The sequence below is a fragment of the Mammaliicoccus sp. F-M27 genome, assembly GCF_022387115.1.
Classification (GTDB): Bacteria; Bacillota; Bacilli; order Staphylococcales; family Staphylococcaceae; genus Mammaliicoccus; species Mammaliicoccus vitulinus.
In genome coordinates this window covers 34,533-46,711 of the sequence record NZ_JAJNIE010000002.1, presented here as the reverse complement: position 1 = coordinate 46,711, position 12,179 = coordinate 34,533, and the positions used below count along the sequence as shown (strand labels likewise).

General features: G+C 32.2%; 12 protein-coding genes. 10 read left to right on the top strand and 2 right to left on the bottom strand.

Annotated features, from left to right (window positions below; genetic code table 11):
• The first annotated feature begins 92 nt into the window (after window positions 1–92).
• The 6 genes from sosA (at window position 93) to LQ598_RS02530 (ending at window position 4,420) form a co-directional block, all read left to right on the top strand.
• Window positions 93–302: a DNA damage-induced cell division inhibitor SosA gene (gene sosA / locus LQ598_RS02555; RefSeq protein WP_016911662.1), complete on the top strand. Its 210-nt coding sequence runs from the start codon at window positions 93–95 to the stop codon at window positions 300–302.
• Between the two features lie 78 nt (window positions 303–380).
• Window positions 381–617 carry a DUF896 domain-containing protein gene (locus LQ598_RS02550; protein ID WP_107537251.1) on the top strand — a complete coding sequence of 79 codons (237 nt, stop codon included), beginning with the start codon at window positions 381–383 and terminating at the stop codon, window positions 615–617.
• Between the two features lie 85 nt (window positions 618–702).
• The gene (tkt, locus tag LQ598_RS02545) at window positions 703–2,691 is read left to right on the top strand and encodes a transketolase (protein WP_107537248.1); all 1,989 of its coding nucleotides are present in this window, start codon (window positions 703–705) and stop codon (window positions 2,689–2,691) included.
• Between the two features lie 126 nt (window positions 2,692–2,817).
• Window positions 2,818–3,048 carry a YneF family protein gene (locus LQ598_RS02540; RefSeq protein ID WP_016911659.1) on the top strand — a complete coding sequence of 77 codons (231 nt, stop codon included), beginning with the start codon at window positions 2,818–2,820 and terminating at the stop codon, window positions 3,046–3,048.
• Between the two features lie 176 nt (window positions 3,049–3,224).
• Window positions 3,225–3,911: a cytochrome c biogenesis CcdA family protein gene (locus tag LQ598_RS02535; protein WP_016911658.1), complete on the top strand. Its 687-nt coding sequence runs from the start codon at window positions 3,225–3,227 to the stop codon at window positions 3,909–3,911.
• A gap of 38 nt (window positions 3,912–3,949) precedes the next feature.
• Entirely contained in the window at window positions 3,950–4,420 is a 471-nt protein-coding gene (locus LQ598_RS02530) for a CcdC family protein (protein ID WP_016911657.1), read from the top strand.
• An 18-nt stretch (window positions 4,421–4,438) separates the two neighbouring features.
• Here the strand turns inward: LQ598_RS02530 and LQ598_RS02525 are convergent, their stop codons facing one another.
• Complete coding sequence (locus tag LQ598_RS02525) at window positions 4,439–4,951, bottom strand: DUF2621 family protein (protein WP_371868267.1); 513 nt, start codon at window positions 4,949–4,951, stop codon at window positions 4,439–4,441.
• 69 nt (window positions 4,952–5,020) lie between these two features.
• Between LQ598_RS02525 and sbcD the strand changes: the two genes are divergently transcribed.
• From sbcD to LQ598_RS02510, 3 genes are all read left to right on the top strand, one after another.
• Window positions 5,021–6,148: an exonuclease subunit SbcD gene (gene sbcD / locus LQ598_RS02520; RefSeq protein WP_107537250.1), complete on the top strand. Its 1,128-nt coding sequence runs from the start codon at window positions 5,021–5,023 to the stop codon at window positions 6,146–6,148.
• Between the two features lies 1 nt (window position 6,149).
• Window positions 6,150–9,173 carry an exonuclease subunit SbcC gene (gene sbcC / locus LQ598_RS02515; RefSeq protein ID WP_239745139.1) on the top strand — a complete coding sequence of 1,008 codons (3,024 nt, stop codon included), beginning with the start codon at window positions 6,150–6,152 and terminating at the stop codon, window positions 9,171–9,173.
• 95 nt (window positions 9,174–9,268) lie between these two features.
• Complete coding sequence (locus LQ598_RS02510; protein WP_103322475.1) at window positions 9,269–9,889, top strand: SCO family protein; 621 nt, start codon at window positions 9,269–9,271, stop codon at window positions 9,887–9,889.
• A gap of 81 nt (window positions 9,890–9,970) precedes the next feature.
• Here LQ598_RS02510 and mscL read toward each other — a convergent pair whose 3' ends face one another.
• Window positions 9,971–10,330, bottom strand: coding sequence for a large conductance mechanosensitive channel protein MscL (gene mscL, locus LQ598_RS02505; protein WP_016911652.1), 360 nt, complete (start codon window positions 10,328–10,330; stop codon window positions 9,971–9,973).
• A 195-nt stretch (window positions 10,331–10,525) separates the two neighbouring features.
• On the opposite strand from mscL, the gene LQ598_RS02500 reads away from it, so the two are divergent.
• Complete coding sequence (locus tag LQ598_RS02500) at window positions 10,526–12,151, top strand: glycine betaine uptake BCCT transporter (protein ID WP_107536999.1); 1,626 nt, start codon at window positions 10,526–10,528, stop codon at window positions 12,149–12,151.
• Window positions 12,152–12,179 lie beyond the last annotated feature (28 nt).

Genomic DNA, 12,179 nt, shown 5'->3' with positions numbered 1-12,179 from the left:
TTCGAACAAACATTTGTTCGTATTTTTATTGACTACGAACAGTTGTTCTGTTATCATAAAAATACAAACAAACGTTCTAGGGGGAATTGAGTATGACAATTACAGTTAAGAAGACAATATTAGTATATGTGGCAGTATTCTTAATGACTCTATTAATAGGATATTTATATTTAGCTCAGTCAAATGATATCTATACAACAGAACAGACGTACGAGATGACAGATCATCAAATTAAACAACACGAACATAAACAACCTAATCATTTATCTGATTCAAATACAATAGTAGGGTCTATAGATTAATTATAAAACACGAGTAAATCCATTTGGATTTACTCGTGTTTTTTGGTATCTTTTATGTATGTAGAAAGTGGGGATAAAATGTTAGAAAAAACTAAAATAGATAGAATTAATGAACTCGCTAATAAAAAAAAGACAGAAGGTTTGTCAGAGGCTGAAGCTAAAGAACAAACTAAATTGCGAGCAGAGTATTTACAAGCTTTTAGAGGAAACTTCAAAAGCACTATAGAAAATACTAAAGTAATAGATCCAGAAGGAAATGACGTAACACCGGACAAAGTAAAAGAAATTCAAAAAAATAATAATATTAGGAAATAAATATAAATTAAGAGATAATAATTAATTTTCTAAATTTTTTCATGTATAATGAAAAGGGATTACAAGAATAAAGGAGACTACATTTATGTTTAATGAAAAAGATCAACTTGCAGTAGATTCAATTCGTGCTTTAAGTATAGACGCTATTGAAGCAGCAAATTCAGGGCATCCAGGTTTACCAATGGGTGCAGCACCTATGGCATATACTTTATGGACTAAGCATTTAAATTTTAATCCTCAGTCTAAAAACTATTTTAATAGAGACCGTTTTGTTCTATCTGCAGGACATGGTTCAGCGTTATTATATAGTTTATTACATGTTTCAGGTAGTTTAGAACTTGAAGAAGTGAAAAACTTTAGACAATGGGATTCAAAAACACCTGGACATCCAGAGTTTAATCATACTGATGGCGTTGAAGTTACAACTGGACCATTAGGACAAGGTTTTGCTATGAGTGTTGGTATGGCAATGGCTGAAAAACATTTAGCAGGTAAATTTAATAAAGAAAATTATGATGTAGTAGACCATTACACTTATGTATTAGCAAGTGATGGCGATTTAATGGAAGGTGTTTCTCACGAAGCCGCTTCATTAGCTGGTCATTTGAAACTTGATAAATTAATCACGCTATATGATTCTAATGATATTTCATTAGATGGTGATTTAAATAAAGCATTCTCTGAAAATGTTAAAGAAAGATTCACTTCATATGGTTGGAGTTATATCTTAGTAGAAGATGGCAATGACCTTGAAGCTATTGATAAAGCCATTACTGAAGCAAAAACTTTAGAAGGTCCAACGATGATCGAAATCAAAACAGTTATAGGTTACGGTTCTCCTAATAAAGCTGGTACAAATGGTGTTCACGGTAATCCACTTGGAGAAGAAGAACGTGAATTAGCATTGAAAGCATACGGCTTAGATCCTTCTAAACGCTTTAATGTACCACAAGAAGTCTATGATGTATTTAGCGAAACAATGTTAACACGTGCTAACGAAGATGAATCAGCTTGGGATAAATTAGTTGAAGAATATACAAAAGCATATCCTGAATTAGGTGAAGCATTTAAACAAGCTATCTCTAATGAATTACCAGCTGATTATGCTAAAGAATTACCAGTTTATGAAGCTGGCAATAGTAGTGCTACACGTGCAGACTCAGGAGAAGTGATTCAAGCATTAAGTAAATCAGTTCCTGCATTCTTTGGTGGTTCAGCAGACTTAGCTTCATCAAACAAATCAAATGTTAAAGACGAAGCAGACTTTGACAGCGAAACACCAGAAGGACGCAACATTTGGTTCGGTGTTCGTGAATTTGGAATGGCAGCAGCAGTTAATGGTATGACTGTACATGGTGGTGTTAAACCTTATGGTGCAACATTCTTCGTATTCAGTGACTACTTGAAACCAGCAGTTCGTCTTTCAGCAATCATGGGCGTACCATCAACATTCGTATTTACTCATGATTCAATCGCTGTAGGTGAAGATGGTCCAACTCATGAACCAGTAGAACAATTAGCTGGTTTAAGAGCAATTCCAAACTTAAATGTTATTCGTCCAGCTGATGGTAACGAAACAAGAGTTGCATGGAAAGTTGCGTTAGAATCTAAATCAACACCAACAGCATTAGTTTTAACAAGACAAAACTTAACTGCTTTAGATGTTGAAGAATCAGTATTAGAAGAAGGCGTTCGTAAAGGCGGATATGTTGTATATCGTTCAGAAATCGAACCTGAATACTTATTGCTAGCTTCTGGTTCAGAAGTATCTTTAGCTGTAGATGCAGCAAGAGATATCGAAGCACAAGGTAAAGGTGTACAAGTTGTATCATTACCTAACTGGAATGCTTTCGATCAACAAGATTCAGCGTATAAAGAATCAGTACTACCATCTTCAATTACGAAACGTGTCGCTATAGAAATGGCTTCATCTCTAGGTTGGCATAAATATGTAGGTCTTGAAGGTAAAGTTATTGGCATTGATACATTCGGTGCAAGTGCTCCTGGTGACCTAGTCGTAGAAAAATACGGATTCACTAAAGAAAACGTATTAAATCAAGTATTAAGCTTCTAATTATTTAACAAAAGCCTCATCCAAGAAATTTGGCTGAGGCTTTTTTATTTTAAACATCAAGTTTCGTCTTGATAAAATGTAATGAATTTAGTAAACTTTTAAAGGATACAGAAAGTGGGTGAAATAATGGCAACATGGTTAGCTATATTATTAATCATCGTGGCATTAATCGGTGGGCTTGCAATTGGATTTTTCCTTGCACGTAAATATATGATGGATTACTTGAAAAAGAATCCACCAATTAATGAAGAAATGTTACGTATGATGATGATGCAAATGGGTCAAAAACCATCTCAAAAGAAAATTAACCAAATGATGACAATGATGAATAAGAATATGGATCAAAAAACTAAATAGTCTTATATTAATCATAAGTAAAAATAAAACGTATAATCGTGATATTTTTAAAAGCCAGTTACACTATTATCGTGTAATTGGCTTTTTATCTTGAGGTTTCACTTATTGTTCAAATAAAAGTGTTTTAACTTATTTGTAATTTGATAGAATAGAATTAAGAGTGAGGGGGGACGATTGTGGAATTAACAGTTTTTGTAGCGTTTGGTGCAGGCATATTAAGTTTTGTATCTCCTTGCGTATTACCAATTTATCCTGCATTTGTTTCATATATAACTGGAATGAGTTATGATGATTTGAAAAGTAAAGGACTTAGTCGTAATGCGATATTACATACAATTACCTTTTTAATAGGATTTAGTTTCATTTATATGATATTAGGTATGGGTATAGGATATATTTCGGGTATGCTCATTAACTACCAAACTTTAATAAGACAAATAGGTGCAATTATTATCATCGTATTTGGTCTCATTATATTAGGTGTATTTCAACCTCAATTTTTAATGAAAGACCGTAAAATTAATTTTAAAACTAAGCCATCAGGTTATGTCGGTACATTTTTAATTGGTATGGCATTTGCAGCAGGTTGGACACCTTGTAACGGACCAATTATCGCAGCAATTGGCACATTAGCAGCTACTAACTCTTCACAAGCATTATTGTATATGTTGTTATATGTGCTAGGATTTAGTATTCCATTCTTTGTATTGACGTTCTTTATAACAAAATTACAAATTATTAAAAAGTACAATGTTGCTATCATGAAGTTTGGTGGTATAATTATGATAATTATGGGGATATTATTGTTCTTTGATTTGTTAACAGAGATAACGATATTTTTCCAATCTATAGGTTTGGAATAACCATAAATGAAATTTCGTACTTATAAGGGGTTTTAGATATGTATTTGCTTTTTTCATTTGTAATAGCTGCTTTAATGGGTTTAGCAGTTATTGTTGTTAGAATGAAAGCTCAAAATTATCCAACTAATACTAAAAAAATTGTATTGCCGCCGTTTTTTATGGCAACAGGTGCATTAATGTATGTGGTGCCATATTTCAGATTAAATGGTGGAGAAATTATAGAAGCCGTTTTAGTTGGGTTATTCTTTTCATTGTTTCTGATTTTTACTTCGAACTTTGAAATTAAAGATTCAAAAATATACATGAAACGATCTAAACTGTTTCCAGTCATTTTGATTACTTTATTAATCATCAGAAGTGTAGGTAAATTCTTCTTAAGTGATTCAATTGATCCAGGTCAATTAGCAGGTATGTTTTTCTTGCTAGCATTTAGCATGATTGTACCGTGGAGAATTGCTATGTATTTAAAATATAAAAAGTTAAAAGACCAAATGTCTATCGTAAATTAAAAACAACGCACAACTCATCTATTGAGTGTGCGTTGTTTTTGCTTCGGAAATTTCTTCTCTATGATCAAAGATAGAAAATTTATTTTTTTCGTCGTCTGCTAATTCGAACAAATTTAAATATGGTGTATAATCAATATTAAGTTCTGTTAGCTTTTTCTTCATAAATTTGTGATCCCTTTTTGGTGTCGCTATTATATAACCTCGCATAATATGATCGAGTTCAATTGTTGTGGCATGTTCTTCTAAAGCTATTTTAGATATTCGACCACCTATTTTTTCTTTAGCGACATCTCTAAATAAATCAGGAACCGGTGAAACTAATTCGTTTAATAAACTACGCGCCTCGTCATTCCATAAAGGTAATGCCTTATGAATGTAATATTCTTGCCAATCTAGTTCACTCATACCGTTATCTTTAGGCATGCGCTTTAAAAATTTACGAAACATAAAGAATCCACCAATTGCAAGTAACGAAATAAATACTATGCACCATAAAACTATAAAAAATATAAATGCGTTACTCAATGAAATCACTCCTTAAATTAAGTATAAATGAAGCATTTCAACCTGTCTAACAAATATTTGTAAAGGAGCATTATAATGAAAATATTACATACTGCTGATTGGCACATCGGTAAGACGATTAATGGCCAATCATTAATAGAAGACCAAAAATTTATACTCAATCAATTATTTGATGCAATTAAAGAACATAATCCAGATGTTGTTGTAATTAGCGGTGATTTATATGACTTACACTATCCTAATAAAGAAGCGATGGTTGTTTTGGAAGATGCATTATCAATGATTAATTTAGAACTTGATACACCAATCATCGCAATAAGTGGTAATCATGACGGAAAAGAGCGTCTTAATTACGGTGAAAAATGGTTTGAAAAAACAGGTTTAAAAATCATGACGAGTTATGATCAATTATTGGAACCTATTAAAATGAATGACGTCAATATATATGTTATGCCTTATTTTACACCAGCTGACGTAAGACAAGTGTTCGAGGTTAAGGACATCCATACACATCAAGAAGCGACAGAACATATTGTTGGTGAAATAGAGAAGGTTATGAGTAAAGACGAAACAAATATATTAATTGGACATTTGTTTGTAGCAGGTGGAGCATCATCAGACTCTGAAAGACCACTTTCAATCGGTACAATTGAAACAGTTACTGCAAATACATTTAATGCTTTTGATGCGGTCTTATTAGGGCATTTACATCACCCGTTTGCAATTCAATCAGATTATATATTTTACGCGGGAACGCCAATGCAATATTCGTTCTCTGAGGCAAATCAGGCAAAAGGTTATCGATTATTTGATATCGAGAAAAAAGGATTTAAGCAAACATTTATCCCTCTTGAACCAAGACGTTCATTTAATGTTGTGAATGCGCGCTATGAGGATGTTATACATGAGGAAGTTAAAATTAAAAATAAAGATGACTACTTTCATTTTAAGTTAACAGATATGGATCATGTGACGGATCCACTAATGAAGATTAGAAACATTTATCCTAATACGCTACAAATATCAAGACAAGATTATGAAGTAGCATATGATGAGATAGATGTAGATGTGCATACATTAAGTGATCTTGAAATTATTGAATCTTTCTATAATCATGTGACTGAAGAAACATTAGAAGGTATTAAGAAAGATAAAGTCATTCAACTGCTAGAAAAACATCTGAATAAAGGAGCGACTGAATAATATGAGACCTTTATCATTAAATATGCAATACTTTGGCCCGTTTATTGATGAGAAAGTTGATTTTAGACATTTATCTAAATCCCAGCTTTTCTTAATATGTGGTAAGACAGGATCAGGTAAAACGATGATTTTTGATGCGATGGTATATGCATTGTTCGGTAAGACATCTACAGAGTCCAGAGAAGAAGTAGATTTGAGAAGTCACTTTGCAGATCCAAAGTTACCTACAGAAGTTCAGTTTGAATTTGAGATTAAAGGCGAATCGTATCTAGTTACGAGAACGGTAAAATACATAAAAGAAGGCAATAAGAATCCTACGAATGCTACTGTTGAAGTATATAAGAAAGTAAATGACAAATGGGAACTCGAGACAAAGTCTATTAATACTAGTAATGATTACTTAAAGCAGTTATTACATATGAATGTGAAGCAGTTTAGACAAATACTTATTCTTCCACAAGGTGAGTTCAAACAATTTTTAGTATCAAATAGCACGGATAAGCGCAGTATACTTAGAACGCTATTTGATAGTGATAGGTTTGAAGAATTACAAGAGCAGTTAGAATCAGAGATGAAGAAGGAATTAGCGCTAATAGAAAGTCATTATCAAAAAATATCTCAATATATGAGTGATATGCACGACTTTGAAGATGAACAGCTCAAAGATATAAAGGCTATTGAAGGATATCGATATCAAACAATCATGCTTTCAATAGATTTATACGATAAAGTGGGTAATGAAAAGTTAAAAGTGTCGTTAGCAGAGAAAGAGAAACAAGAAAAACAAGTTAGTGAAATAGAGAAAGCTTTTGAAAACGAAAAAACATTAAACGAAAACTTTAACACTTTATATGAAAAAGAAGCGTTACTAAAAGCATTAAGAAAAGATGAAGCAGAAATCAATGATTTAAGAAAACATTTAAAGTATTTAAAAACAGTTCAAAGCATGACATATCAATATAATCAATTAACAGATAAAGAACAGGCGTTAAATCTCGAAATAAAGAATGAAGAGGAACTACAACAAAGTATAGAACGTAATAAGTTGAAATTAAATGAATTAACAGAGCGTCTTTCAAAATTAAATGAGGATAGTGTGAAGATAGAACAGTATAGACAATTTGTGCAAAATACTAAACATATCAAAATGATTTTAAATAAGTATCTAGAAGCGGAAACTAAACTTCCAAAAGTTATAGAAGAACAACAAGCATTGAATAAAGAGACAGATAAAGATAAACAAGAATTACAAACTTTTAAAAACAAACTTAATGCTATCAGTTACGATGAGTCTGAAGAACAAAATAAGACAAAACACCAAGAAACGTTAAAGCTCAACTTGCAAGATCTTCAAACTAAACAAAAGCAGTATCATGAAAAGCTTGAATTATTAGAAAAACAGCAAGCATATACAAGTGAACTCGTTAAACTGGAAAAAGAGAAAGCTCATTTTGAAGAAAAGCTAAAAGTTAAGCGACAGTTTGACATATTAAGTGTAGAAGATGAAATTTTAAAAATTCAACAGCATGTACATCAAGGTGATGATTGTCCTATATGTGGATCAATGATTGAAACGATTAATGGAGATTATGATTTTGAAAGTTTAAGAAAAGAGAAAGCTCAACAATTAGAAGTGGAGCAAAGCCTACAAGGTGTTATTTATAAGATGACAACTTATAACGAAAGATTGAAATTAACGAAAGAACAGTTAGACAAATTAATGGATATTTCAGACGTACAAACAGAAATAGACAATACGACGGAACAAATTAATCAACTCGTAAATGAGATTCAGCTATATAGAGAGCGTAGACAATATAAGCAAATTTTGCAAAACCAAATTCACGACATTGAAAAAGGTTTAACGCAAAATGAATTGCAACTGAATGATTTGAAAAACCAAATAACGATATATGAGAATGATGTCATCTATTTTAAGCAAGAAACAAAATTTGATGAGGTCGTACAATTTGAGAAGCAAGTACAGCAATATGAAAAAGCATTAACAGTATATGATGACGAGTTAAATCAATTAAATGTTCAAGTGGACAAGTGCAAAGAAGATAAGCAAGGCCTTCAAATGAAAGCAGCTGCTGTTAAAGAGCGTAAATCGATGATAGAGGAACAAATCAAATTAACACGTGATTATTTAAGCAGAGAGATGGAACAACATCAAATTACATCTTATGAACAATTAGATGAGTTGTTACAACAAATTAATGACATTGATGAACATGAAGAAAAAATTAACCAATTTGATAAAAAATATATAGAAGTAGAAGCGGTTGTTAAAGAATTAGGTAAAAAAGTGAAGGATAAAGAAAGACCAGATACTTTGAAAACTGAGCATTTATTGAATGATGCAAAAGAAACGTTATCGGTCATTGTTAAGCAGTTGAATCAGCTTCAATTGAAAATAGATCAAAACAAGCAAAAATCAACTGCTATAAAAGGTGTAGTAGATAAGATTGAGCATGATTTACAAGAGCAAGCAGAAATGATTGAGCTATCAAGAATTATGAATGGTAAAAACAGTCAGAAATTATCTTTAGAGAATTATGTGCTTATTTATTATTTAAATCATATTTTAGATAATGCTAATAGACATTTCCTTAGAATGACGAATAATAGATATCAGCTTGTGCGCAAAAAAGAAAAGTCTCAAGGACTGAGTGGGTTAGAGATAGAAGTATTTGATCGTTTTTCTAATAGAACAAGGCATATTACTTCGTTGTCAGGTGGAGAAACGTTCCAAGCTTCTTTATCTTTAGCGATAGGCTTATCGGATGTTGTGCAGCAAGAAGCGGGTGCGATACATTTAGAATCGATGTTTATTGATGAAGGATTTGGTACATTAGACTCTGAAACTTTAGAAACAGCATTAGATACTTTAGTTAACATACAAATATCAGGTCGTTTAGTTGGCATTATTTCACACGTATCGGAATTGAAGACGAGAATACCGACTATTTTAAATGTTAATAAAAATGGATTTTTAAGCACAACATCTTTTAGTTATAACTGATTGACACATCAAAGACATAAATAGCTTAAAATACGTATTTAAGTAGAGAATTTTATTTGATATATTTTAAGTAACAGAGTTATGGGAGTGTTGAGATGAAAAAGGGAATATTATTGAGTTTAATTGCGGGCATTATGTTAATCGTAAGCGCGTGTAGCAATAACGCGATTGAACCAGATAGTCAATTCGGTAATAAAATGCAGTCTTTTAATGTTACTGATCAAAATGGGGATAAGTTTTCACAGAAAGACATGAAAGGTAAAGTTTATATAGCTGATTTTATCTTTACAAACTGTGAGACAGTTTGTCCACCCATGACTTATAACATGAGCACGGTAATAGACGAGTTAGAAAAAGATGGTGTGAAGGATTATAGCGTTATAAGTTTTAGCGTTGATCCTAAAAATGATACACCTAAGAAATTGAAAGACTATGTTAAGCAATACAATGTGCCTCCAAATAAATGGACATTGCTTACAAATTACGATTTCAAGTTTATTAAGCAATATGCAGAAGATAACTTTAAGTCAATAGTAGCACCGCCGCCAAAAGGTAGCACACAAGTTACGCATGGTACAAGCTTCTATTTAATTGATCAAAACGGTAAGATTGTTAAGTCGTATAGCGGTCAAGACGCGGGAGATAAAAAGTTTCCAAAATCAGAAATTGTGGCAGATGTGAAAACGTTAGTAGAAGAAGGACCAATTGAAGATTAGTATAAACATCCACAATAAAAAGCACCCATTAACCGTCTTAAGGCGATTAATGGGTGCTTTTTATTTACTAATATGTAAAACTTACTTTTCACGTAAAGTATCGCGGATTTCTGTAAGTAATACAGTTTGCTCGTCAACTTCTTCTTCAACTTCACCTTTTTTCATTACAGTATTTGCAATTTTGATAAAGATGAATAAAGCGAAGGCAACTATTATGAAGTCGATAATAGATTGTATGAATAAACCATACTTAATACCCATAAGTGACCATTTTTCAGCAAAGTCAACTTCTCCGAATATTAAACCAATAAGTGGCATAATGACGTTTTCAACTAATGATGTAACAATTTTGTTAAAGGCAGCACCAATAACAACGGCGATTGCTAAATCTAAAACGTTACCTTGCAACGCAAAGTCTTTAAATTCTTTTAATAATGACATATTAAACACCTCCTTGTCGACATTATCATACATTAAACTACTAAAAATTGAAATAGTCAATTTGATTTTATTCCTATTATTTGTTAAAGTATTGCATGTTGCTGTTTTATATTGACTTTTAAAATTAATAGGATTATGAACAGTCAAAACGGGAATACATAAATACAAGTTTATAAATTTGAGAGGAGAATGAAAATGTCTAATATGCCAATGCAACCAAATGGTAGGAAACTATCGAATGTTTTTACGGCATCTGCAATTGTTATAGGTATTATTGTGGCAATTGGAGCTATTTTTCCAACACAGTTTGGCGATGTAACAAGCGACATTAGTAGTTGGATTTCTACATATTTTGGTTGGTACTACATGATTATTACTATTGGTATGGTATTTTTCTGTATATTTATCATATTCAGCCCAATTGGTAAGTTGAAACTTGGTAGACCACAGGATAAACCAGAATTCAATACAGTTTCATGGTTTGCGATGTTATTTAGTGCTGGAATGGGTATAGGTTTGGTCTTTTATGGAGCAGCTGAACCGATGTCTCATTATCTATCACCTCCAACTGCTGATCCAGAAACAAGAGAAGCAATGACTGAATCAATGCGTTCTACTTTCTTACATTGGGGCTTCCATGCTTGGGGCATTTATGGAGTTGTAGCATTAGCACTTGCTTATGCACAATTTAGAAAAGGTGAACCAGGCTTATTATCTAAAACTTTAAGACCATTATTAGGAAATAAAGTTGATGGCCCGATAGGTACGATCATTGATGTATTATCTGTATTTGCAACAGTAGTAGGGGTTGCAGTTTCATTAGGTATGGGTGCTTTACAAATCAATGGTGGTTTAGAATACTTATTTGGTGTTCCAAATAACATTGTTGTACAAGGGATTATTATTATTATTGTTACTATACTATTCCTAGCTAGTGCTTGGAGTGGTTTGAGTAAAGGTATTCAATATTTAAGTAATACAAATCTAGTTTTAGCTTCAATATTATTAGTTGTTACTTTAATTTTAGGTCCAACAATTTTAATCTTAAATATGTTTACATCATCAACAGGTGCACTGTTTGACGGTTTCTTATTTAATAGTTTTGATGTTGCACCATTAAATGAGCAAAAAAATAAATGGCTAAATACTTGGACCCTTTACTATTGGGGTTGGTGGATGAGTTGGAGTCCATTCGTAGGTATATTTATCGCACGAGTATCTAGAGGACGTTCTATTCGTGAATTTATTTTAGGCGTTATGCTTGTACCTACAATCATTAGTTTTATTTGGTTTAGTGTATTTGGCGTTACAGGTATCGAAGTCGGTAAAAAAGTACCAGAAGTATTTAAAATGTCAACAGAAACTCAGTTGTTTGGTGTATTTAATGAAATGCCAATGGGTACAGCTTTATCTATATTAGCATTAGCGTTAGTTTGTATATTCTTTGTTACATCTGCTGATTCAGCTACATTTGTACTTGGAATGCAAACGACTCACGGTTCATTAAATCCATCAGTTATGGTAAAAGTCATATGGGGTATAGCTCAGTCATTGATTGCATTTGTATTGTTACTATCAGGCGGTAATGCCGGACTAGGTGCTTTACAATCTGCAGCGATCATATCGGCATTCCCATTTAGTTTTATTATCATATTAATGATAATTGCGTTTTATAAAGATGCTAACCAAGAAAGAAAATATCTTGGTTTATCCATTACACCAAATAAACATCGTATGAAAGAATACGTAGAAAAATCTAAACGTGATTATGAACAAGAACTCAAAGAACAAAGACGTTTAGAGAGAGAAATGGAAGATTAAATTAATAAGCATCTTTTAAATTAAAGCA